Source organism: Sedimenticola sp. (genome assembly GCF_050289425.1).
Taxonomy (GTDB): Bacteria; Pseudomonadota; Gammaproteobacteria; order Chromatiales; family Chromatiaceae; genus Sedimenticola.
Window position 1 is genome coordinate 5,199 of the sequence record NZ_JBNKFS010000016.1, and the last position, 24,529, is coordinate 29,727.

Annotated in this window: 21 protein-coding genes; 5 read left to right on the forward strand and 16 right to left on the reverse strand. The window is 58.4% G+C overall.

All coding sequences use genetic code 11. The features are described 5' to 3' along the window. Positions 1 to 244: SIMPL domain-containing protein (locus ACQY5R_RS12070; RefSeq protein WP_428608707.1), on the forward strand; the 244-nt coding region annotated here is incomplete at its 5' end. Positions 245 to 328: 84 nt separating this feature from the next. Next, positions 329 to 481: a hypothetical protein gene (locus ACQY5R_RS12075; protein ID WP_428608709.1), complete on the forward strand. Its 153-nt coding sequence runs from the start codon at positions 329 to 331 to the stop codon at positions 479 to 481. A gap of 54 nt (positions 482 to 535) precedes the next feature. Here ACQY5R_RS12075 and msrA read toward each other — a convergent pair whose 3' ends face one another. Then, a complete protein-coding gene (gene msrA, locus ACQY5R_RS12080) occupies positions 536 to 1,111 on the reverse strand; it encodes a peptide-methionine (S)-S-oxide reductase MsrA (protein ID WP_428608712.1) in 576 nt (191 codons plus the stop codon). Positions 1,112 to 1,203: 92 nt separating this feature from the next. On the opposite strand from msrA, the gene ACQY5R_RS12085 reads away from it, so the two are divergent. Beyond that, positions 1,204 to 2,502 carry a TAXI family TRAP transporter solute-binding subunit gene (locus ACQY5R_RS12085; protein WP_428608715.1) on the forward strand — a complete coding sequence of 433 codons (1,299 nt, stop codon included), beginning with the start codon at positions 1,204 to 1,206 and terminating at the stop codon, positions 2,500 to 2,502. Between the two features lie 127 nt (positions 2,503 to 2,629). Here ACQY5R_RS12085 and ACQY5R_RS12090 read toward each other — a convergent pair whose 3' ends face one another. Genes ACQY5R_RS12090 through ACQY5R_RS12100 form a run of 3 tightly spaced genes read right to left on the reverse strand, consistent with a single transcriptional unit; the run spans position 2,630 to position 4,109 of the window. Then, positions 2,630 to 2,854 (reverse strand): hypothetical protein, encoded by a 225-nt coding sequence (locus ACQY5R_RS12090; RefSeq protein WP_428608718.1) that lies wholly within the window; start codon positions 2,852 to 2,854, stop codon positions 2,630 to 2,632. A 36-nt stretch (positions 2,855 to 2,890) separates the two neighbouring features. Further along, positions 2,891 to 3,247, reverse strand: coding sequence for a TraR/DksA family transcriptional regulator (locus ACQY5R_RS12095; protein ID WP_428608720.1), 357 nt, complete (start codon positions 3,245 to 3,247; stop codon positions 2,891 to 2,893). Beyond that, positions 3,234 to 4,109: an HpcH/HpaI aldolase/citrate lyase family protein gene (locus ACQY5R_RS12100; RefSeq protein WP_428608723.1), complete on the reverse strand. Its 876-nt coding sequence runs from the start codon at positions 4,107 to 4,109 to the stop codon at positions 3,234 to 3,236. The genes ACQY5R_RS12095 and ACQY5R_RS12100 overlap by 14 nt, the downstream gene beginning before the upstream one ends. Before the next feature lie 161 nt (positions 4,110 to 4,270). Between ACQY5R_RS12100 and ACQY5R_RS12105 the strand changes: the two genes are divergently transcribed. Together ACQY5R_RS12105 and ACQY5R_RS12110 are read left to right on the forward strand one after the other, a co-directional pair. Beyond that, the gene (locus tag ACQY5R_RS12105; RefSeq protein WP_428608726.1) at positions 4,271 to 5,248 is read left to right on the forward strand and encodes an ACP S-malonyltransferase; all 978 of its coding nucleotides are present in this window, start codon (positions 4,271 to 4,273) and stop codon (positions 5,246 to 5,248) included. A gap of 302 nt (positions 5,249 to 5,550) precedes the next feature. Further along, complete coding sequence (locus ACQY5R_RS12110) at positions 5,551 to 7,302, forward strand: EAL domain-containing response regulator (protein ID WP_428608729.1); 1,752 nt, start codon at positions 5,551 to 5,553, stop codon at positions 7,300 to 7,302. Positions 7,303 to 7,305: 3 nt separating this feature from the next. On the opposite strand, the gene ACQY5R_RS12115 is transcribed toward ACQY5R_RS12110, so the two are convergent. The 12 genes from ACQY5R_RS12115 to ACQY5R_RS12170 form a co-directional block, all read right to left on the reverse strand. Next, complete coding sequence (locus ACQY5R_RS12115; RefSeq protein ID WP_428608732.1) at positions 7,306 to 8,460, reverse strand: HD domain-containing phosphohydrolase; 1,155 nt, start codon at positions 8,458 to 8,460, stop codon at positions 7,306 to 7,308. Beyond that, entirely contained in the window at positions 8,460 to 9,671 is a 1,212-nt protein-coding gene (locus ACQY5R_RS12120; protein ID WP_428608734.1) for an HDOD domain-containing protein, read from the reverse strand. The genes ACQY5R_RS12115 and ACQY5R_RS12120 overlap by 1 nt, the downstream gene beginning before the upstream one ends. A gap of 1 nt (position 9,672) precedes the next feature. Further along, positions 9,673 to 11,247, reverse strand: coding sequence for a sensor histidine kinase (locus tag ACQY5R_RS12125; RefSeq protein WP_428608736.1), 1,575 nt, complete (start codon positions 11,245 to 11,247; stop codon positions 9,673 to 9,675). Between the two features lie 9 nt (positions 11,248 to 11,256). Continuing rightward, positions 11,257 to 13,440: a PAS domain S-box protein gene (locus ACQY5R_RS12130; RefSeq protein WP_428608738.1), complete on the reverse strand. Its 2,184-nt coding sequence runs from the start codon at positions 13,438 to 13,440 to the stop codon at positions 11,257 to 11,259. Between the two features lie 254 nt (positions 13,441 to 13,694). Next, entirely contained in the window at positions 13,695 to 14,141 is a 447-nt protein-coding gene (locus ACQY5R_RS12135; RefSeq protein ID WP_428608740.1) for a YiiD C-terminal domain-containing protein, read from the reverse strand. A gap of 12 nt (positions 14,142 to 14,153) precedes the next feature. After that, the gene (can, locus tag ACQY5R_RS12140; protein ID WP_428608742.1) at positions 14,154 to 14,792 is read right to left on the reverse strand and encodes a carbonate dehydratase; all 639 of its coding nucleotides are present in this window, start codon (positions 14,790 to 14,792) and stop codon (positions 14,154 to 14,156) included. A gap of 78 nt (positions 14,793 to 14,870) precedes the next feature. Beyond that, positions 14,871 to 15,269: a methylmalonyl-CoA epimerase gene (mce, locus tag ACQY5R_RS12145; protein WP_428608745.1), complete on the reverse strand. Its 399-nt coding sequence runs from the start codon at positions 15,267 to 15,269 to the stop codon at positions 14,871 to 14,873. Positions 15,270 to 15,349: 80 nt separating this feature from the next. Then, the gene (gene meaB / locus ACQY5R_RS12150; protein ID WP_428608747.1) at positions 15,350 to 16,342 is read right to left on the reverse strand and encodes a methylmalonyl Co-A mutase-associated GTPase MeaB; all 993 of its coding nucleotides are present in this window, start codon (positions 16,340 to 16,342) and stop codon (positions 15,350 to 15,352) included. A 221-nt stretch (positions 16,343 to 16,563) separates the two neighbouring features. Then, positions 16,564 to 18,546 carry an acetyl-CoA carboxylase biotin carboxylase subunit gene (accC, locus tag ACQY5R_RS12155; protein ID WP_428608749.1) on the reverse strand — a complete coding sequence of 661 codons (1,983 nt, stop codon included), beginning with the start codon at positions 18,544 to 18,546 and terminating at the stop codon, positions 16,564 to 16,566. Between the two features lie 99 nt (positions 18,547 to 18,645). Beyond that, positions 18,646 to 20,178: an acyl-CoA carboxylase subunit beta gene (locus tag ACQY5R_RS12160; protein ID WP_428608751.1), complete on the reverse strand. Its 1,533-nt coding sequence runs from the start codon at positions 20,176 to 20,178 to the stop codon at positions 18,646 to 18,648. Between the two features lie 81 nt (positions 20,179 to 20,259). Beyond that, positions 20,260 to 22,410, reverse strand: a complete 2,151-nt coding sequence (gene scpA / locus ACQY5R_RS12165) for a methylmalonyl-CoA mutase (RefSeq protein WP_428608754.1) — start codon at positions 22,408 to 22,410, stop codon at positions 20,260 to 20,262. A gap of 96 nt (positions 22,411 to 22,506) precedes the next feature. Further along, complete coding sequence (locus tag ACQY5R_RS12170; protein ID WP_428608756.1) at positions 22,507 to 24,456, reverse strand: propionyl-CoA synthetase; 1,950 nt, start codon at positions 24,454 to 24,456, stop codon at positions 22,507 to 22,509. Positions 24,457 to 24,529: the final 73 nt, after the last annotated feature.

Genomic DNA, 24,529 nt, shown 5'->3' on the forward strand with positions numbered 1-24,529 from the left:
GGAAAAACAGTTGATCCGCCAGGCCATTCAGCGATTCCAGGCACGGGCCGAGCTGGTGAGCAAAGAGATGGGGCAAAGCCGCTACCGACTGGTACAGATGAATATCAGCCATAACGGCGCGGCTCCGCCGCCCTATCCGATGCGGACGATGTCGCTACGCGCCGATACCGCCCCCGCCCTGGAGGCCGGCAGCCAGCGGCTGGAAGTGCAGATCAGCGGCACCATTGAGCTGCAAACCCCCTAAAATCTTGTTCACATTGTCTATGACAATCGACATCGTTCGGGCATCACAGACTCCGAGCCCTCTTCGCCTGACAAGCTGTGGACGTTGTATACCCAATACTTTTTCCAGGATGACATGACGCTGGCCCCGTTACGCCTGGCATTGCGTACCGTCGTGAGCGCCCTGCAGGATGAATTCAGGCGGGTCGACCAGTCACTCAATCTGGCCAAAAGCCGCGGCAGGAACCGCGTTGAATAAATTGAAGCAACGTAAGGGACGCACCAAGGCCTTCGCCACATAACGCACCCAATTTCAAACCACACCACTCGGGCAGGCCACGCCGGTTCCGCCCAATCCACAATAGCCGCCGGGATTTTTGGCCAGGTATTGCTGGTGGTACTCCTCGGCGTAGTAGAATGCCGGATCATCGACGATTTCGGTGGTAATTGGGCCATAGCCTCGTGCGGTAAGTGCCTGCTGGAAGGCGTCCCGCGACGCTTCAGCCTGCTGCCGCTGCGATGCACTGGTGACATAGATGCCGGAACGGTACTGGGTGCCGATATCGTTACCCTGACGCATACCCTGGGTCGGATCGTGACTCTCCCAGAACAGCTTCAGCAGCTCGGCATAACTGACCTGGGTCGGATCGAACAGCACCATCACCGCTTCCGCGTGCCCGGTGCTGCCACGACAAACTTGCTCATAGCTGGGATCAGCCAGGTGCCCGGCGGTATAACCGACTGCCGTGCTGTAGACCCCGGGCATCTCCCAGAAGCGCCGCTCTGCACCCCAGAAACAGCCCATAGCAAACAGGGCGCGTTCCAGTCCCGTCGGAAACGGCGGCAATAGCGGATGACCATTGACGAAGTGTTTGTTGGTGATCTGCATAGCGACCTCGGGAATCTGGGTTATAGTGAATAGCGCAAACTTTTTTGAGGCCTGACATCCGATCAGGCACGTCACTCTATCAGGATAGTGTCTTGGGTAAACAAAGCAAATCCAGTCAAGGCAAGGATCATCTGCATATTTTCGGCCCGGCGATCGTGTTGGTGATTCTCGGTTTCGTCCTCGCTTATCAATTCGTCAAACCGGCCCCACCCGATCATATCCGCTTGGCCACCGGCCAGCCGGATGGCGCCTACTATCTGTTTGGACAACAGTACCAAAAACGGCTGCAGGAGGAGCGAATCGATCTGGAGGTGATGACCACAGCCGGGTCGATCGACAATATCGGCCGGCTCATGCGCGGCGAGGCGGCCGCCGCTCTGGTACAGGGCGGCACAGCACAGAACGAAACCGGCCTGCTCTCTCTCGGCAGTCTCTACTTCGAACCGATCTGGGTATTTTTCCGCAAAGAGGCGCCGATCACCCGCTTGACCGACTTGCAGGACAAACGTACCGCTATCGGAACAGAGGGTAGTGGTACCCGGGCACTGGCGTTGCAACTGTTGGCGGACAACGACATCAATACCAGCAACAGCCCGCTGTTGGCGCTGGGTGGCCGCCAGGCGGCTGACGCGCTGCTCAGGGGTGAGATCGACAGCGCCTTCTTTGTCGCCTCCCCCATGTCGCCGGTGGTACGCGCCCTGCTGGATGCCGAACAAATCCAGCTGCTCAGTTTTGACCGGGCGGACGCCTATACCCGCACGCACCGCTTCCTCTCAGCGGTAAAGCTGCCGGAAGGGGTGATCAACCTGAAACGCAATCTACCCGATCGGCCAACCACCCTACTGGCCGCCAGCGCCAACCTTGTGGTACGAAATGACCTCCATCCGGCCTTGATGGATCTGCTGTTACAGGCGGCCCAGGGGGTGCACGGGAAGGGCGGCTGGTTTGAGGAGAGCGGACAGTTCCCATCCCCGACTTACCTGGTATACCCCCTCAGCAGCGCCGCCGAACGTTTCTACCAATACGGCCCACCGCTGTTGCAGCGCTACTTGCCGTTCTGGGCCGCCACCCTGGTGGATAGATTGAAAGTGATGCTGCTTCCGTTCCTGGCACTGATGATACCGCTGTCCAAGATCATGCCCCCGATCTATCGCTGGCGTATGCGTTCACGCATCTACCGCTGGTACCGCGAAGTACTGGCCATCGATCACCAACTGTTCAACACCGATGCCGACCTGGAGCCACTGCGGTCCGCCCTGGACAAGATCGAATACGATGTCTCCCATATCGATATCCCCCTCTCTTATGCCGAGGAGCTGTACGATCTGCGACTGCATATCAGCCTGATCCAGCAAAAACTAGAACGGCGTGCACGGGCGGATGCGCGCTGACGGTGGCGCAGGCGGGGAGTTAGGGGTACCCACGGGTTGCCCGGAGGCACTATTCGTCGAGAGGAAAGGGCAGGCACGGGGGCCTGCCCCTACAGTGGAACAATTGGGATCAGCTAACCCTGCCCGGTCAATCCAGTGCCGGTCCCAGGACAAAATCGAGGGCACGAAAACCGTGCGCCTCCAGGGCATCTTCGATATCGTCCCAGGTAAAATGGGGGTTCGCCTCTTCAGCCGCGGCAATGACGCCGGTGGCGTGCCGAAACGCCTCATGGGACTCCATATCCTCGGGAATCCGCACCAGCCGAATACCTCCCGGCTCCTTGCTGGGCAAAACCATCACATTGCAATTCATCAAACAGCGCTCCTCTGATTATCGGGTTAGCGGCGCTTAGTCACGCGGCTTTTCCTGTTCACTGGCACAACGGATACAAAGCGGAGCAGCCGGGTCGATCTCCAGCCGATTCTCGGCAATCTCCTCGTCGCACTCTACACAATATCCATAGGTCTGGTCCTTGATTCGGCTCAACGCCTGGACAATGCGTCTCAGTTCAAGGGCACGGCGACGCTGATTCTCCTGGGACATGGCTTGTTGCTGCAGGGCATCCATACGGGACAGCCGACCGACCCGGGTCTGATCCAGCTCCACGGTATCGGCCGCCTCCGCAGCCGTACCGGCCACCGCCATCAATTCGGCCTGCCTGGCCAACAGGCGCCGCCTGAAGCGTTCGCTGTCAGGAGCGGCCATGGATTGCCTCATGCATCGCCACCACACGCCGAGCTTCATCCACATGCAGGCTTTCCACCAGTCGGCCCTCCACCACGCAGACGCCACTGCCCACCTGCTGCGCTTGCTGCCAGGCGGCGATAATCTGCCGCGCCTGCTGCAAGGCGTCATCCGAGATACCGAACGCCCGGTTGGCCGCTTCGATCTGCTTGGGGTGGATCAGCGTCTTGCCGTCAAAACCCATATCCCGCCCCTGCTCACAAGCCGCCGCATAACCGCTGTCGTCTTGCAGGTCCAGATAGACGCCATCCAGAATATCCAGCCCCTGGGTACGGGCCGCCAACACACACAGGCCGAGGGCCGCCAACAATCCTTCGCGTCCCGGGGTATGCCGCACTCGCAACTCCTTGGCCAGGTCGGAGGTCCCCATCACAATCACTTGCAGACGTGGATGGGCGGCAACAATCCGCTGGATTTCCAGAATCCCACGCGGCGTCTCGGCCATGATCCAGAGCGGCAGGTCGCTTGGGGCACCCGCCTTATCCAGGGCGTCGCTGGCCCGCTTTACCATCTCCGGCGACTCCACCTTGGGCAGCAGAATGGCATCGACACCCCGCTGCGCCATCGCCTGTAAATCATCCTCGCCCCAGGCCGTGTCCAGCCCGTTGATGCGGACCACCCGCCAGCGATAGCCGTAGCCACCCTCAGACAACACCTGGGCCACGGTTTCCCGCGCGGTCGCCTTGGCATCGGGCGAAACGGCATCCTCCAGATCCAGAATCAAACCGTCGATCGGCAAGGTCCGGGCCTTTTCCAGCGCCCGTCGGTTGGAGCCGGGGGCATAGAGTACGGAACGAAGGGGGATATAGGGGCGCATGTTCATCGGTGATATCTGTCCGGTTGAAAAAAATCCCGCCGCCAGGAGGCCGGGAAAGAGGTTCTATCCTACCCGAACCCTTACCGGGAGCAAGGGCAATGCTTGTCCTGATTTGCAGAAATGTCTATCCTTCCCGCTCGCAATTTATCCCTATCAAGAGAAGCACCATGTCAGAAACCGCATCACGTCCCCTTTTTATATTCCCCGGCCAGGGCTCACAATACACCGGCATCGGTAGTGACCTGTGCGCCGAATACGCATCCGCCCGCCAGGTCTATGAACAGGCCAGCGATGTGCTCGGTTATGACATGGCCAAACTGTCGCTGGAAAACCCGGACGATCAGATCAACCTGACCCGCTACACCCAGCCGGTGTTGCTGACCCACCACATTGCCTGCCTGACGGTCTATCAGGAATTGGCGGCAACCCCGCTACAGCCCGTGGCGGCAGCCGGACACAGCTTGGGCGAATACAGCGCCCTGGTGGCGGCCGAGGCCCTCAGCTTCGAGGACGCCTTGAAACTGGTCGCCAAACGTGGCGAATTGATGGGCGATTTCGGTGAAGGTGAAATGGCCGCCCTCACGGTGGACCTGGAGACCGCCCGACCGCTGGCAGACAAGTATTTTTGCGGCATTGCCGGACTCAATCTGCCGGATCAGACAGTCGTGGGCGGCGCGGGCGCGGATCTGGATGCACTGGCCGCGGAGATGGCCGAACTGCTGCCGAAAAAGAAAGCGGTACGGCTGAAAACCGAAGGCGCCTTCCACACCTACTACATGGTGGAGGCGGCCCGCCGTTTCCGCGACGCCCTGGCCGAAGTGGCCTTTGCCCCCGCCAAGCTGAAGGTACTCTCCAACTATACCGGCGGCTTCCATGAAGCGGATGCCGAAACCATCAAATCCCGCCTCTTCTTCCAGCTGTTCCACCCGGTCAACTGGGTCGGCTGTATGCAGAGCGCACTGGATGACGGCATCGATCTGTTTGTTGAGTTCGGTGGCGGCATCGGCACCGGCGAGGGACCGGCCGAGAAGCGGCCTAATCTGGAGGGAATTATCAAGAAATTCACCCGCCGGGCCAGCCCACGTCCCGACTACATCCCGGCCATCAACCTGGCCTCGATCCGTACCGCCGCCGGCATTGAATAACGGCGCGCGTCGACTCATACACCCAAAGCCTCCCCCTTTCTGCTCGGCCGTCAAGCCGGGTAGAAGGGGGCACCACTCCCTCACACCACCGACCATCGGGCAATCTGCACCTATCGAGCCTTCCCCTCGGGCACAACAGGGAATTCCACCTATAATCTGGCCAGCACCAACAGCCGATACCGGGTGATCGGTGGGACACAGGTAGGCAAAACAGTAGTAAATTAAATCATTCAGCCGAGCTGCCGATATCACTCCATAGCTGGCTAATAAGATTGACATTTACCCGGGGAATGGAGAACCAAATGACTGAACGCATCCTGCTGGTAGACGATGAACCCTTTATCCTCTCCGGCTATCGTCGTGGCCTCGGCAAGCAATTCACCATCGATACCGCTACCAGTGGCACCGAAGCCCTGGAGATGTTTGGCCCGGAGGGCTCCAGTCCCTATGCGGTGGTGGTATCGGATATGCGTATGCCGGAAATGGACGGTGTGGAGCTGCTTGAGCGGTTGGCCGTCTCCCATCCCGAGGCCATACGCATCATGTTGACCGGCAACTCCGACCAACAGACCGCCATCAACGCGGTCAACCAGGGCCACGTCTTCAAATTCCTCTCCAAACCCTGCGCGGCGGCAGACCTTAAGGTGGCGCTGGAGGAGGCGTTGGAGCGGTATCGCAGCGAGCGGGAACGCGAGCGCATCGCCAAGCAGGATGCAGTCAAGGTTCAACACCTCAGCGCCAAGCTGATCCACCAGACCCGGCACGACATCCTCACCGGGCTGGCCAACCGACACGCCTTTGAACTGCGACTGAAAAACTCCCTGGAATCAGCCAAGCAGGAAGGGCGCCAGCACATCTTCTGTTTTATCGATATCGACCACTTTCACCGCATCAATGACGCCTGCGGCTACACCGCCGGCGACGAGCTGCTGCGCCAGCTGGGTGGACTGCTGTCACACCACCGACGCAGTGGGGATCTGGCAGCACGACTGGGCAGTGACCAGTTTGGCCTGATCCTGAGCGACTGTAACCTGCAGGATGGTCAGCAGATTATCCACACGCTGCATGAACAGATGAAACAGCATGTGTTTCACTGGGAAGAGAGCAGTTATGACCTGAGTGTCAGCATTGGCCTGGTGCCGGTCACCCGTGACAGCGACAGTGTTGCCGCCCTGTTCAGTGCCGCGGAAACCGCCTGCAATGTCGCCAAGGATGAAGGCCGCAACCAAGTGCATATCGGCGATGAGCAAGACTCACTGTTGACCCAGCGCTTGACCGAGATCCAGTGGATCAGCCGTATCAACAAGGCGCTGAAAGAGCACCGGTTCCGACTCTATTACCAGACCATCGAACCGATCAACCAGATCGACAACGAAGGGGAACACTACGAAATCCTGATCCGCATGCTGGGTGAAGAGGGGGAGATCATCCCGCCAGGCGAATTCCTGCCGGCTGCCGAACATTACCACCTCTCCCCACAGATCGACCGTTGGGTGATCCTCAACACCCTCGGCTGGCTCAACGACCACCCGGACCAACTGCAGGCGCTCTCGCTCTGCTCCATCAACCTCTCCGGCCTCTCCATCGGCGATAGAGAGATGCTGACATTCATACAGGAGACGCTGGAAAATTCGAACGTACCGCCCAGTAAGATCTGTCTTGAAGTCACGGAAACGGCCGCTATCGCCCACCTGGACGCCGCTGTAAAATTCATGCAGACCCTGAAGGCGATCGGTGTCCGCTTTTCCCTGGATGACTTCGGCACCGGACTCTCCTCATTTGCCTACCTGCGCACCCTGCCGGTGGATTTCCTCAAGATCGACGGTATGTTTGTACGGCACATCGCCCGCAATATTATCGACTGGACCCTAGTCAAGTCGATCAACGATATGGGGCAAATCATGGGTAAGCAGACCATTGCAGAATTTGTCGAAGACGAGGATATCTACAACCAACTGCATGAGATCGGCGCCAACTACGCCCAAGGTTACCTGTTGAGCAAGCCGAGCCCGTTGCTCGAGAAGGGAATATTACTGGTCGAGCAGGAGTCCTGAAGCTCAGCTTACCGGCATGGCTATCTTGATCGGTTCCTTGACCCGATGCACTTCGTGATAGTTCACCAACCGGTGGATCATGGTCTCCGTCAATTTCTGGCCGGCGGTGATCAGCGTATGCCCCTCCGCCGTCTCCACCGGATTGATCAGCACGGCGCCGGGTGTCAACGCCGCCACCATGACATGAATGGGAGGCAGCAGTTTCTCCTCCTCTTCCGCCGCCATAAAGAACCAGCCCACCGTCTGCAACACTTTGGGATCGTAGCGCCCCGGGTGTCCTGACATCTGCTTCAGTGCCGCACTGGTGGATACGCCGTTACTCTCCTGCATCTGCAGATCATGCAGTACCTTGAGAATGCGGCTCTCCAGGGGAATATCTTCACCGGCCAGCATGTCCTTGGGAAATCCGCTGCCATCAAAATTTTTACGTTGGTAGAGAATGATGCGTGCCACCTGTTCCAGGCGCGGAATATTGACCAACAGCTTGCCGCTGGTTTCCGGCAGTCGCTCAATAATCAGCTGCTCGGAAGGATCCAGCGGCTTTGAACCCCGCACCCGGGCCAGGGTCTGGGGGGGCAGCGTCACATAAGCAATTTTCGACAGCATGGCTGCCATCTCAATATCCCAGGTTGACATCAGGCGCATGGCGCGGGCGATCTCACGAGCGGTCTCGCGCAGTTCCGTTAGTTGGCCAAAGATCTCCGGCGCCACCATCGACAGAATATCGGTCAACAGCTTGATGGAACCGTTGACCGTGCCCTCCAACAGCTCTTTTTCGGACTTAATCAGTCGATACTGCTCTAACGCCGCATTAACGCTCTCCACCAATTGGGAGATCGGGCAGGGCTTATTCATAAAGCGGAATACCGCGCCCCGATTCACCGCATCGATGGCGGTCTGCTGATCCGCGTTACCGGTCAACATCAGGCGCACGCTGTGAGGGGATAACTCTTTGGCTTGGCGCAGAAACTCGATACCATCCATCTCCGGCATACGCATATCGGAGACGATTACCGCAAACTCGTCGCTGCCTTTTATCAGTTCCAGTGCCTCGGCACCGCTTAAAGCGGTCTCCACCGCATACTGCTTCCTGAACTGACGTTTGATCCCGCTCAGGATATTCTCTTCGTCATCAACAAACAGTACCCGCGCCGCCATCACACCGTCTCCGCTGTCAATCCACTGTACAATTCGCGCCACTGATCCAATCGATCCGACACACCGGATGCCTCCAGATAAGCCATATCCAGACCCGCCGGGATGACGGCTGAATCGGTAGAATCATTGGATGCCAGCGCATCCGCCACATGCACCGCCAGCAGGGGTGAAAAACCGTCATGCTCGGCCTGCTGCGGATCATGATGAAAGGCGACCGCCTCGACCATGTTATCCGCCAGAGCCCAGAGACCCAGCAGATAAGCACCGATTCGGCCATGGTCGACATGAAACACAGCACGTTCCGCTTCAATCAGTTCGCACTTGCAATCGTTAACCTTATTGAAAAATTGTTGATACTCATTTGGCAAACTCTGCACCAGTATCAGTTTGCCGATGTCATGTAGCAGCCCCGCCAGCAAACAATCCTCCACCACCGCCTTGCTCTCGCCCATCGACTCGGCAATCGCTTTGGCCAAACGGGAAACCAACAGACTGTGGCGGTGCAGTGACTCAAGGGTAAAACCCCCTATATTCAAGGACTGCGTGTCGAACTGCATAAAGATACCGGCCGACAACACCAATCCCCGTAGTGTCTCGGTACCTAACATAGTGGCCGCCTGCACCGGATTGGAGATGTGATGACCGATGCCAAAAAAGGCTGAATTCACCATCTGCAAGATTTTCGACACCATCGCGGGATCCTGCCCAATCACCTCTCCCACCTTTTGCACCGACACCCGATCCGCTCGCAGCAGTTCGGTCAACTCGATATAGAGCGCGGGCAGGGTCGGCAACGAGCGGATCTGCGACACCAACGACTGCATCTGACTGTCATTAACCAGCGCCCGCAACTTCAGAGAGCGGTTGATAACCTGAATAATCACCTCGGCGTCGCAGGGCTTGGATAGAAACTGGTGAGCGTAGGGCACCGCTTTCAGAATCAGTGCCTCATCCGAATGGCCGGACAACACCAGGCGGATCATATCGGGAAAATTTTCGGAGAGACGCGCCAGCAACTCGGCCCCATTCATGCCGGGCATCCGCATATCCGTGACCACCACATCGAACCGGGACTCAGCGGCCAGTCGGGCGGCCTCCTCCCCGGATGGCGCAAACACCATCTCCCAGGCATTGCGCTGGCTTCTCAAGGAGCGCCTGAGCCCATCCAAAAGGTGCTGTTCGTCATCTACAAAAAGTATCCGGCTTTTCATGCTACTGCTCCATGTTTGGGTCCTTCAGGGGCAAACGGATGGTGAAGGTCGTCCCCACACCAGGCTCACTCTCAACGGCAATCGTACCGCCATGCTTGTCCACAACCACCGAGTAGGCGATGGCCAGTCCTTGACCGCTGCCCTTACCCACCTCCTTGGTGGTAAAGAAAGGGTCAAACACCCGATTAATGATGCCCTTGGGTATACCGACACCGTTATCGCCAACCGTCACTTCCAGCCACTCACCCTGCCGCCGGGTACGGATATCAATCTTCCCCTTTGACCCGGCGGTTTCGTCCAGTCTTTCACCGATGGCGTGGGCAGCATTGACAATCATATTCAGAAATACCTGATTTAGGCCCTGAACGTAACCGGGAACACTGGGTAGGTCAGCGTCCAGATCGCATTCCAGATCGGCCACATATTTCCACTCATTGCGCGACACTTCCAGTGTCGTCGTAATCACTTTATTGACATCCACCAGCCCTTTATCGCGGCTGCCCGGATGGGAAAACTCCTTCATGGCCGAGATAATCCGGGCGATACGGGTTAATCCTTCCTCGGACTGCTTAAGTGACTTCGGGATCTCCTCCATCAGGTAGTCCAGGTCATACTCCTGCTCCAGCGCTGTCAGCCGTGCCAAATCGACCTGCCCCTCCGGCGACCTCTCTCTGAGTTGTTGTTCAGCTTGATACAGGGCGGCCATATCGGCAAACGCCTCTTGCAAAAACCGGTTGTTGTCGCCCACAAACTGAACCGGCGTATTGATTTCATGGGCAATACCCGCCGCCAACTGTCCGATCGATTCCAGTTTCTGCGCCTGCCGTAACTGCACCTCCATGGATTTTCTGGCTTTCTCAGCCAGCTGCCGTTTAATCAGCGCTTCCTCCAGGTCCAGGGAGCGAACCTCCAGTGCCGAACGATCCAACTGCGCCTCCAGGTACTCCGCCACCAGCCGCAGTCCCTGCACGCCCACCAGAACGGGGAAGGCTACCGCCAGCATGGCGAACAACAGCACCTCCGTCTCCTTGTGGATGCCGGCAACCAGTGCCGCGCTGGCCGCGATAGGCGTCCACATCATGGCGAGAAAATCGAGCCACTGACGCTTCTCCTGGGTCTGGGTGCCAACCGAAATGCTGGTCGCCGCCACCGTGCAGAGAAACACCAGCATGGAGACCGGGTTTCCTTCATGCGTCAAGATGATCAGACCGGTAAACATCCCCCAACTCAACGCGCTGATCAGGCTTAGAGAGTGGTACCACCATTTCAGGTTATCAATCGCCTCATCGGCGGCCACGGACAACTGGCGCGCCACATAAAATTCGGCCGAGCCCGACAGCATCAGCGTCAACGCCGGCAGCCAAAGCCAATCCAAGTGTTCCCGGATGTCGACGCTGATTACAATCATGATCAACACCACGATCGGATAGCCCAACGGTGCAATGCCGGAGCGCTGCCCCATATCCCGGGCAATCCGGCCACACACCTGCTTCTGTTGTTGGGCGGGCAATTGCCGCAACTCTTCATTTAACTGAAACCAGTCGCGCTCTCCATGTTCGGCAACCTGTTGCAACATAGCGTCCCTCTATTCAAGCCCTTCCAGTTGGGAGATGTCCTCACTTTGATCTGCCTTTGCCTCTTGATTAAGTGGCAACTCCACGACAAAGACCGCACCTCCCTGCGGATTATCTTCCAGACGAAGTCTACCTCCATGCTGATCCACGACTGTGGTATAGGCGATACAGAGCCCCTGTCCTGTTCCTTTCCCCACCTCTTTGGTAGTAAAGAAAGGATCGAAGATGCGTCCCTTGATATCCTCCGGCACCCCGGTTCCACTGTCACTGACGCGAATCTCGAGATAATCATTCAAGAGCCGCGTGGAAATCCCGATCACGCCCATCTGGGCACTGCCGGCCGCTTTAACATCGGTAATGGCATGGGCCGCATTGACCACCAGGTTCAGAAACACCTGGTTAATCTGATCCGGCACACAGAGAATCTTTGGCAGATCCTCGGCCAAGTCGAGAGCGATCTCCGCCACATATTTCCATTCGTTGCGCGACACATCCAGGGTAGTCTGGATTGCCCGGTTGATATCGGTCTCCACCTTCCCCACCACACCAGGATGGGAAAACTCTTTCATCGCCCGAACAATCTTGCTAATTCTTCCCACACCCTCGATAGTCTGATCGATCGCTCTGGGTATCTCTTCATTCAGGAAACCCAAGTCGATCTCTTCCTCCTTATCGCGTACCTGTTGGATAAGTCCCGTCAGATCGCCACCCGATTCAATCCCCTCGACCAGTTGCTGGTACTGATTGATCAACGCTTCCAGGTCGGCGATGGCTTCTTTCAGAAACTGGGTGTTATCGCCGACGAATTGAGTTGGCGTATTGATTTCATGGGAGATACCGGCCGCCAGTTGTCCGATCGACTCCAACTTTTGGGCCTGGCGTAGTTGCACTTCCATCAACTGCCGCTCTTGCTCGGCTTTTTTGCGCTCCGAGATATCGCGGATAATGCCGATCGCTTGCCACTGCCCCTTCAGTTTCAACGAAGAGACGGACAGCTCAATGGGGAAGGGTTCACCACCCTTTCTCAAAGCCGTCAGTTCAACCGTCTTGCCGGCCGACCGCCCCCGGCCCGGCTTGGTCAGTTCCGCCACCAGACGGGCAAACTCATCACGACTGTCACCCGGTTGAATCCAGTCATCCAGTCGCTGACCGACAATATCCTCCACCTGGAAACCGAACATCGTCTCGGAAGCCATATTCCAGAAGATGACCTCTTCGTCCTGATTCACCATCACAATGGCGTCCTGAGCGGAATTGGCCATGGCGGAGAACTTCTCCTCACTCTCCTTCAGCGCCGCCTGGGACCGCTTCTCTTCCGAGTTGTCCCAGTACATCCCGAACACCCCGATAGTGGTTCCCTGTGAGTTACGCAATGGTGCCTTCAAAATATGATAGGAAGACTCCTTCTCCTGATAGGTGCGAATCACATCCTGTTCCAGGGTCTCGCCTGTCTCCATGACATAGCTGTCTTCCCGACGGAACTGTTCGGCCATCTCCTCGGGATAGAAATCGGTATCGAAGCGTCCGCTGATATCGCCCGGCTGGATACCAATATCCTTGGCGTACAGCGTATTGCAGGAGACGTAGCGTGAATCGAGATCTTTGTAGAACAGTCGCTGGGGCAGATTTTCGATCAAGCTTTGGTAGTGGCTCTCCTGCTGCTCTTCGAGGCGCTTGCGCTCAATGATCCCGGCCATCACCAGCGCCGCCGCCTCCAGAAAACGCTCTTCCTCTTCATTCCGTTCGTGGCCATGCGGCAGGTAGAGCACCATAACGCCCAACACCTTGTCTCCTGACTTAATCGGGACATTGTAGTGGCCGTGGGGTTCCATCCCGTCAAACACGATTTCATGGCGCCCATCGACACAGGCAGCATGCACAATCCGCCCCTCCCGAGCGGCCTGGCCGCAGAGGCAACGGCCGAAGGGAATTCGTTTGCACAGCTTCTTCAGCGGCTCGGCCAGATTCCGCTCCACCAGCAGTTCCAGTTCGTTCGACTCTTTGTTCGCCAGGAAAATGGCCCCGGAAGGTTGCAACGCCGAGAAGGGAGCGGTCAAAATTATGATCAGCGCATCCCGCAAGCAGTCACGCAGTGGCCGGTTGGAGAGCTGAATCTGCAGCAACAGAACCAATACCAGATGCAGGCCACTCTCTCTGGCCGCCTTTTCCCAGTCGGTGTACTGTTCTTCGCTCATCGGTTCAATCCTTCGTCCCTGTAAACCGGGACAAGCCCAACCCGAACATCCACTTTAACTACGCTGGACCTGGAGTCCTTAAAGTACTATCGGCAGTCTACGCGTTTTCTTAACCGGTAACCCAGCCACTCAGCAAGCCCGAGATTGGGGTTAAACCAAAATTGAATTAACTATAGGTGGAAATTGGCAGCCTATATGGTCAATACAGAGGCGAAAAGGGAAGGGAGGGGCTTTAAGATGTGGGGATAGGGGGGTTAGCAGGTGGCGGAATAGCTGCCGGTAAAACGCACGGCGACCCCCCGATCGACCAGTATTTCAGCCGTCAACTCAATACGGCTGCGCTTACCGGCCCGGAGACTCTCGATAAAGGCTTCGTAGCTGCCATCCTCAGGCAATCGGCAACGCGCCTTGATCTCGCCCGTTACCGGCAAACGATAACTGATTTTGGCATCGCCCAGGACACTGTGGGCATCCAGCCCTTCATCCTCATATTTCAGGTGCAGTATGCCCCAACAAACCACCGCACAGATGCTGTAGAGACTGCCGCCAAAGGCGGTGCCATGGATATTCACGTTGGGTTCGAAATCGGCCAGGAACAGCAACTCTCGGCCGTCATGCTCCTCCACCCGGACACCCATGGTGCGGGTCAGGGGCACCTCGCGGTGCAGCGTCTCTTCCAGTAGTGCCAGTCGTTGCTTCATGGTTCTAAGTGCTCACTCTGTCGGCGCATGCCGATAGACGTCGGGGAGCTGTCCCGCCGCATCGCAGCTGACCCCAAGATCTCGCAGGATGCCGTCGCGGATACTGTAGATCCAGCCGTGTACCGAGAGCGACTGCCCCCGGCTCCAGGCATCCTGGACGATGGTGGTGTGGGAAAGATTCGCCACCTGCTCGATTACATTCAGCTCGCACAGGATATCCACCCGCTCCTCCTGGTCGATACACTGCTCAAAGCGCTCGGTATAGCGATGGTAGACATCCTTGATATTGCGAATCCAGTTATCGATCAAGCCGAGCGGACGATTCTGCAATGCCGCGGCGACACCGCCACAACCGTAGTGTCCACAGACGATAATGTGTTTGACCTTCAGTACCTCCACCGCATACTGCACCACCGAGAGGCAGTTCAGATCGGTATGCACCACCATATTGGCGACATTGCGATGCACGAAGATCTCGCCCGGCAGCAGACCGGTGATCTGGTTGGCCGGCACCCGGCTATCGGAACAACCGATCCAGAGGTATTCCGGTGACTGCTGCTTTGACAGCTTGTCAAAAAAGGTCGGATCCTCCGCCTTGATCCTGGCAGCCCACTCGGCGTTGTAGTCAAAAAGCTGTTCGATCTTAGGCATTGTCAAAATCTGGCGCGGCAATAAAAAGTCTGCGCAAGTATCAACCACATTAGTTTGAGTGACAACCGGCGTCTGAAATTACGCCTGCTCCAACTCCACCAGGGTACCGCAGAAATCCTTCGGATGTAGGAACAGCACCGGCTTGTTATGGGCACCGATCTTGATCTCACCCAATACGCGGGCACCGGCCGCCTCCATCTTCGCCGCCGCCGCCTGGATATCCTCCACCTCATAACAGACGTGGTGTATACCGCCACCGGGGTTCTTCTCCAGATACTTGGCAATGGGGGAGTGCTCGCCCAGCGGATAGAGCAACTCGATCTTGGTATTGGGCAGTTCGACAAAGACCGTCACCACACCGTGCTCGGGCAACTCCAGCGGTTCCGAGACCCGGGCGCCCAGGGTATCGCGATAGACAGCCGTCCCGGCCGCCAGGTCTGGCACCACAATCGCCACGTGATTCAGTTTTCCGATCATTGCTTTTCACCTCTGAGAAATAATGGTCTCGCGTATGCGTTCCCACGCGGAGTATCAGCGCATACAACGGGCCGGTCGCATCACTCAGGCAACCGGTTATTGCGCAAGAAAGTCGATAGCAGCTGGGCCGCCGCCAGGGTAGGGGGCAAACTGCCGTCGATCACCGCCCGCTCCAATTGCGGAATCAACTGCGCCACCTGCTTATCTTCACGTAGCGCGGTTAACAGATTCTCCGCCGTCTCGGTCCACATCCAGGACTTCGCCTGTTGCGCCCGACGCTGGGCCAGCTCGCCACTGGCGCTCAACACTTCACGATATCGGCAGACCGTTTGCCACGCCTCGGCAATCCCCCGCCGCTCCAGGGCAGAACAGGTCTTGACCGGTACCCGCCAGTTGCGGGTTCGCGGATGCAGCAGTTTCAGGGCGTGAATATAGTCGCTGGCGGAGTGATTAGCGGTAGCGGCCATGTCACCGTCCGCCTTGTTGACCAAAACCAGGTCGGCCAACTCCATGATGCCGCGCTTGATACCCTGCAGGTCGTCACCACCGCCCGGCAGCAACAGCAGCAGGAACATATCGGTCATATCCGCTACGGAGGTCTCCGATTGGCCAACACCGACCGTCTCCACGATCACCACATCGAAACCGGCCGCTTCACACAACAGCATGGTCTCCCGGGTACGACGGGTCACGCCGCCCAGGGTCTTGCCCGCCGGCGAAGGGCGGATAAAGGCCTCCCGATGGCGGCACAACTCCTCCATGCGGGTCTTGTCACCCAGGATGGAGCCACCGCTGATGGCGGAGGAGGGATCCACCGCCAGCACCGCCAGCCGATGCCCCTGCTCCAGGATGTGCAGACCCGCCGCCTCAATGAAGGTGGACTTGCCGGCGCCCGGCACGCCGGTGATACCGATACGGATGGAGTTGCCGGCATGGGGCGTCAACCGCTGCAACAGGGCATTGGCCTGCACCCGGTGATCGGCCCGGGTGGACTCCACCAGGGTGATGGCCCGGGAGAGGGCACGCCGGTTGCCCGCCAACAGCTGTCCGGCCAATTGTTCCGTGTCCGTCATTTGAAATCCACTGCTTGAAATCACTGAGTATTTAGCCGCGAATGCACGCGAATAAACGCAAATAGAGATTCTTTTGCACCCTCCCCAAGATCGAGATTCATCCCCTTACGGAGGTCCAACTGCAAACTAGATCATCCTCAGACCCGGGAACCATCAAGCAATCACATCATTCACGTTAATTTGCGTTCATTCGCGGCTTATAACCCTGCCCTTTTAAAGACTCACTCGAACTCGATAATAACCTGATCCACTTTCAGACTATCACCGGCCTCAGCCTGGATACTGGCCACCACGCCATCTTGCCCGGCACGCAATACATTCTCCATCTTCATCGCCTCGATCACCGCCAGCTCTTCACCGGCCTTCACCTCTTGCCCCACTTCCACCGACACTTTGACCAACAGGCCGGGCATGGGGGAGAGCAGGAATTTGGAGAGATCAGGCGCCTCCTTCTCCGGCATCAGGGCGTGCAGCTCGGCCGCACGCGGCGTCATCACTAAGGCGTCCGTCTGGTTACCGCGATGGAACAATCTCAGCCAGAGCCCCTTACGTTCCACCTGGAAACAGACGGTTTGTCCATTGATGGTGCCGTGAAGCAGGGGCTGCCCGAACTCCCACTCGGTGGTCACATCGTAGCTGTTTCCGGCATACTCCACCCGGCAACCGCCATCGGCCGGGACGGCGCTGACCGCATGGTGTTCGCCATTGATGACCACCACCCAATCATCATTCACCTTACGTTCGTGACCGCGTAACTGACCGCTCAAACAGGCGGCGCGATCCATATATTGACGATGAATCATCGCCGCAATCGCCACCACCTTGGCCGGATCATCCTGGGGAACGTAGGAGGCATCGAAGCCATCCGGGAACTCCTCGGCGATAAAGTTGGTGGTCAGCCGACCTTCGATGAAACGCGGATGCACCATCAAGGCGTTGAGGAAACTGATATTGTGCTGCACACCGCGGATACAGTAGGCATCCAGGGCATCCTGCATACGGTGAATCGCCTCGTTGCGATCCGCACCGTAGGTGATCAGCTTGGCGATCATCGGGTCGTAGAACATGGATACTTCGCCACCCTCGTAGACACCGGTATCCACCCGCACGTTGTCACCCACAGGCGGCTCGTACTTCACCAGCCGCCCGATGGAGGGGAGGAAGTTGCGGAATGGATCCTCGGCATAGACTCGGGACTCCATCGCCCAACCGGTCAGCTTCACATCCTCCTGCTTGAGCGGCAGCGCCTCGCCGTTGGCCACCCGGATCATCAGCTCCACCAGATCCTGGCCGGTCACCAGCTCGGTGACCGGATGCTCCACCTGCAGACGGGTATTCATCTCCAGGAAATAGAAGTTGCGGTTGGCATCGACGATAAATTCAACCGTACCGGCAGAGCGGTACTCCACCGCTTTGGCCAGTTGCACCGCCTGCTCACCCATCTGCTTGCGGGTCGCCTCATCGATAAACGGGGAAGGGGCCTCTTCGATCACCTTCTGGTGACGTCGCTGGATGGAGCACTCGCGCTCGCCCAGGTAGATGACATTGCCGTGGGTATCGGCCATCACCTGGATCTCAATGTGGCGCGGCTCTTCGATAAATTTCTCGATAAACACCCGCTCGTCGCCAAAACTGGACCGGGCCTCGTTGGTGGCACGCTCAAAGCCATCGCGACACTCCGCCTCGTTCCAGGCCACCCGCATACCCTTGCCGCCACCGCCGGCAGACGCCTTAAGCATCACCGGATAACCGATATCGTTGGAGATCTCCACCGCGTGATCGGCATCCCGCACCACATCGGTATAACCGGGAATCACGTTGACCCCGGCCTTTTCCGCCAGGTTCTTGGAGGTAATCTTGTCGCCCATGCTGTTGATGGCCAAGGTGGCCGGCCCGATAAAGGCGATCCCCTCTTTTTCCAGCGCCTCGCAAAAACTGGAATTTTCCGACAGGAAACCGTAGCCCGGATGCACCGCCTGAGCCCCTGTATCACGGCACGCCTGGATGATACGCTCCATCACCAGGTAGCTCTCGGACGAGGCTGAAGGACCGATGTGCACCGCTTCGTCCGCCATCTTCACATGTAGCGCCTCACGATCGGCATCGGAGTAGACCGCTACGGTCTTGATGCCCATCTTGCGGGCGCTCTTGATCACCCGGCAGGCAATCTCACCACGGTTAGCTATCAATATTTTTTCAAACATATTTTATGTCTCTGTTTGTTAGCCGCGAATGCATGCATTCGCGACTCGCCATGGTATGTAGGGTGGACACGTCGCCTCTGCCCACGCGGCGTCTGCCCCTTAAAGCGGGATGTTGCCATGCTTGCGCCAAGGGTTTTCCAGCTGTTTGTCCTTCAGCATGGCCAGCGAGCGACAGATTCGTTTACGGGTACTGTGCGGCATGATCACGTCATCGATGAACCCGCGGCTGCCGGCGACAAAGGGATTGGCGAATTTTTGCCGATACTCTTCGGTACGGGCGTCGATCTTCTCCTGGTTACCCAAATCCTGGCGGAAGATGATCTCCACCGCCCCCTTCGGCCCCATCACTGCGATCTCCGCCGTCGGCCAGGCCAGGTTCACGTCACCGCGCAGGTGTTTGGAAGCCATCACATCGTACGCGCCGCCATAGGCCTTACGGGTAATCACCGTGATCTTCGGCACGGTCGCCTCGGCATAGGCGTAGAGCAGTTTGGCACCGTGTTTGATGATGCCGCCGTATTCCTGGCTGGTACCCGGCAGGAAGCCCGGCACATCCACCAGGGTGACCACCGGGATATTGAAGGCATCACAGAAACGGACAAAACGCGCCGCCTTTTTTGACGAATCGATATCCAGACAGCCGGCCAGCACCATCGGCTGATTGGCGACGACACCGACAGTGGCGCCCTGCATACGGCCAAAGCCAGTGATGATATTGGCGGCGTAGTCGGGCTGGATCTCGAAGAAGTCGTTGTCGTCGACCATCTTGGTAATCAGCTCCATCATGTCGTACGGCTTGTTGGGATCAGCCGGCACCAGGGTATCCAGCGAGGAGATCTTGCGATCGGCCGGATCGTTGGTCGGCCACACCGGCGGCAGCTCCTTGTTGTTGGCCGGCAGGAAATTAACAAAGCGGCGCAGCATCAGCAGTGCTTCCACATCATTCTCAAAGGCCAGGTCGGCGACGCCGGATTTGCTGGTGTGGGTCACCGCTCCGCCCAGCTGTTCCGCGGTCACGCTCTCATGGGTCACGGTCTTGACCACATCGGGACCGGTCACGAACATGTAGGAGGTATCCTTGACCATGAAAATAAAGTCGGTCATGGAGGGTGAATAGACCGCACCACCGGCACAAGGCCCCATAATCATGGAGATCTGCGGCACCACGCCGGAGGCCAGCACATTGCGCTGGAACACATCGGCATAACCGGCCAACGACTCCACGCCTTCCTGGATACGGGCACCACCCGAATCGTTCAGGCCGATTACCGGCGCACCTACTTTCATGGCGTGATCCATAATCTTGCAGATCTTCTGCGCGTGGGCGCCGGAGAGGGAACCGCCAAACACAGTAAAGTCCTGACTGAATACAAACACCAGGCGCCCACTGACGGTGCCATACCCGGTCACCACGCCATCACCGGGGATCTTCTGTTTTTCCATGCCGAATTCGGTACAGCCGTGCTCGACGAACATATCCCACTCTTCGAACGAATCGGGATCCAGGAACAGTTCGATACGCTCACGCGCGGTCAGTTTGCCCTTGGCATGTTGGCTTTCGATGCGTCTCTGGCCACCGCCATTTACCGCGGCGGCACGCTTTTCATCGAGCCGGCTAATCATATCTTGCATGAAACTCTCCTCAAGCTTGAACGGTGACCATGGCCACCTGACACCTGCCCCGGTCAGGGGGAGGGGTTTTTTCTTGTCGCCTCAACCGCCTTGACGGCGGCGAATCAAAGCCAGCATTTCCGCCGCCGAAGCGGGAATATGGGTACCCGGCCCATATACCGCCGCGACCCCCATCTCCAGTAGCACCGGGTAATCCTTCGGGGGAATCACTCCACCACAAACCACCAGAATATCCTCGGCACCCTCATCTTGCAGCGCCCGGATCAGGGCCGGCACCAACGTCTTGTGGCCCGCCGCCAGGGATGAGACGCCGACAACATGCACATCGTTTTCCGCTGCCTGGCGCGCCGCCTCTTGCGGCGTCTGAAACATGGGACCGATATCGACGTCAAAACCAAGATCGGCATAGGCGGTGGCGATCACCTTGGCGCCACGATCATGCCCGTCCTGGCCCATCTTGACCACCAGCATGCGCGGCCGGCGCCCCTGCTCCTCGGCAAAGGCGTCTATCTCCTGTTTGATCTTGTCGAAGCCCTCATCACCCTCATAGGCGGAACCGTAAACACCAGAGACCGAACGGGTGATCGCCTTGTGGCGGTTATACACCGACTCCAGGGCATCGGAGATTTCACCCACCGTAGCGCGGGCGCGGGCCGCATCCACCGCCAGGGCCAATAGATTGCCACTGCCATCCTGCGCAGCCGCCGTCAGGGCATCCAGTGCCGCCTGATGGGCCGCTGCATCCCGATTGGCCCGAATCGTCTGCAGACGCGCCACCTGGGCTTCGCGTACCGCCGTATTGTCGATATCCAGCACATCGATCTCCGGCTCCTGTGCCAACTGGTATTTGTTGACACCAACGATCACCTCTTCACCGCGGTCGATGCGCGCCTGGCGCAGGGCCGCCGCCTCCTCGATACGCAGTTTGGGCATGCCCGACTCCACCGCCTTGGTCATGCCGCCCAGCGCCTCCACTTCGTCGATCAGCTGGCGCGCCTCATCCACCATGGATTGGGTCAGGCTCTCCACGTAATAGGAGCCGGCCAGCGGATCCACCACCTTGGTGATGCCGGTCTCTTCCTGGATCACCAGCTGGGTATTGCGGGCGATGCGCGCCGAATTGTCGGTCGGCAGGGCCAGTGCTTCATCGAAGGCGTTGGTGTGTAGCGACTGGGTACCGCCCAGCACCGCGGCCATCGCCTCGATGGTGGTACGCATGACGTTGTTGTAGGGATCCTTGGCGGTCAGGCTCACGCCGGAAGTCTGGCAGTGGGTGCGCAGCATCTTGGAGCGCTCATCCTTGGGCTGGAAGTGCTTTTCCATCAGTTCCGACCAGAGCAGGCGGGCAGCACGCAGCTTGGCAGCCTCCATGAAGAAGTTCATGCCGATGGCGAAGAAGAAGGAGAGGCGTGGCGCGAACTGATCCACATCCAGCCCCTTGGCGATGGCCGCCCGCACATACTCCAACCCATCAGCGATGGTAAACGCCAACTCCTGCACCAGGGTCGAACCGGCCTCCTGCATGTGGTAACCGGAGATGGAGATGGAGTTGAACTTGGGCATGTACTGCGCGGTGTAACCGATGATATCGGCGACGATACGCATCGACGGCTCGGGCGGGTAGATGTAGGTATTGCGCACCATGAACTCCTTGAGGATATCGTTCTGCAGCGTACCGGCCAGCTTCTCCGGCGGCACGCCCTGCTCCTCGGCGGCGACAATATAGCTGGCCATCACCGGCAGCACCGCACCGTTCATGGTCATGGAGACCGATACCCGGTCCAGCGGGATGCTGTCGAACAGGATCTTCATGTCCTCCACCGAGTCGATCGCCACGCCGGCCTTGCCCACATCGCCCACCACCCGGGGATGGTCGGAGTCGTAACCGCGGTGGGTCGCCAAATCAAACGCTACCGACAACCCCTGCTGGCCGGCAGCCAGATTGCGTTTATAAAAGGCGTTGGACTCCTCCGCCGTGGAGAAACCGGCATACTGGCGCACTGTCCAGGGGCGCCCGGCATACATGGTGGCACGGGGACCACGCAGGAACGGGGCAAAACCCGGCAGACTGTCCACATTCTCCAAACCCTGAAGATCGGCCGCGGTATACAGCGGCTTGATCTCGATCCCCTCCGGGGTATGCCAGTTCAGCGCTTCCAGTGGACGGCCGCGCAGCTCTTTTTCCGCCTGTTGCTTCCAGTCATCCAGGGTGGGTTTCGGCTTTTTTGCCATGACGAATAACTCCTGAACAGTGGCGCAACGCGCCACCGTTTCATTAACATCCGGCGGCAAATGCCGCCGGTCTCTAGTCACACGATACGACTGAAATCAGTGCTTCTGGGCATAACCGATGCGAATCAGCGCCTCGGTGATTTCATCCAGGATGGCGGGATCATCAATGGTGGCCGGCATCTTGTACGCTTCACCATCGGCGATCTTCTTCATGGTGCCGCGCAGGATCTTGCCCGAGCGGGTCTTGGGCAGGCGATCCACCACCACCACCTTCTTGAAAGCGGCTACCGGGCCGATCTTTTGCCGTACCAGCGCCACCAATTCGGCGACCACCTCCTCCTCGGACCGGTTGGCGCCGGCCTTCAGCACCACCAGGCCGACCGGCAGTTCACCCTTCAGCTGATCGGCGGCACCAATCACGCCGCACTCCGCCACATCGGGATGGGAGGCCAACACCTCTTCCATGCCACCGGTGGAGAGACGATGACCCGCCACGTTGATGATGTCGTCGATACGGCTCATGATCCAGAGATAGCCGTCAGCATCCTTGTAGCCGGCGTCACCGGTCAGGTAATAACCTTCCGTGGCGCTCAGGTAAGAGTCGACAAACCGCTGGTCGTTCTGCCACAGAGTCGGCAGACAGCCCGGCGGCATCGGCAGCTTAACCATGATGCGTCCGATCTCGCCGGCCGCCTCTTCATTGCCGTTCTCGTCCAGGATGCGTACGTCATAGCCCGGCACACAGACGGTGGGGGAACCGGGTTTTACCGGCAGTTCCTCGATACCGAGACAGTTGGCGGCGATACCCCAGCCGGTCTCGGTCTGCCACCAGTGATCGATCACCGGAACCGCCAATTGCTTTTGCGCCCACGCCAGGGTGTCGGGATCGCAACGTTCACCCGCCAGGAACAGCGCTTCAAAACAGGACAAGTCGTACTTTTTCAGGTACTCCGCCTCCGGATCTTCGCGACGGATGGCACGAAACGCCGTGGGCGCGGTAAACAGGGCCTTCACCTTATGCTCAGAGATGACCCGCCAAAAGGCACCGGGATCCGGCGTACCGATCGGCTTGCCTTCGTAGAGGATGGTAGTGGCTCCGTGCAGCAGAGGCGCATAGACGATGTAGGAGTGACCCACGACCCAGCCCACATCGGAAGCGGCCCAGAACACGTCGCCCGGATCGACGTTATAGATATTCTTCATGCTCCACTGCATGGCCACGGCATGGCCACCGTTATCGCGCACCACACCCTTTGGCACACCGGTGGTACCGGAGGTGTAGAGGATATAGAGCGGGTCGGTAGCGGCGACCGGCACACAATCGGCCGGCGTTGCTGCCGCAGCGGCCGAGGCCCAATCCACATCCCGGCCTTCCTGCATAGCGGCGGCGGCCTGAGGACGTTGATAGATCACGGTGTGATCCGGCTTATGACTGGAAAGCTCAATCGCTTCATCCAACAGCGGCTTGTACTCGATGACCCGGCTACCCTCAATACCGCAGGAGGCTGAGATGATCACCTTCGGCTTGGCGTCGTCGATACGGGTGGCCAGCTCTTTGGAAGCGAATCCACCAAACACCACCGAGTGGATGGCGCCGAGGCGGGCACAGGCCAACATGGCGATGGCGGCCTCGGGGATCATCGGCATATAGACAATCACCCGATCACCCTTGGTTACCCCCTGATCACGCAGCACGCCGGCAAATTGCGCTACGGCATCGCGCAGCTCACGGTAGGTATAACGCTGCTGGGAATGAGTGACCGGGCTGTCGTAGATCAAGGCGTCTTGGTCGGCACGACCTTTTTCAACATGCCGGTCGAGGGCGTTGTAACAGGTGTTCAGCTCGGCACCGGCAAACCAGCGATAAAACGGCTTGCGACTCTCATCAAGCACCCGGTCCCACGGTTTGTACCAGTCAATGGCCGCCGCCTGCTCTCCCCAAAAACCCTCAGGATCTTCCATCGAACGCGCATAGATCTCTTCGTAGCTCATAAGTCTCTTCCGCTGTTGGTGGTAAATGCCCGGCCTGAGGCAGCCCCAGACCATACCCTTGTGTTAATTGCTTCGCATAGATTACGTTTGCGTAAAGGAAAAATAAACCGCTAAATGCTTATTTAGC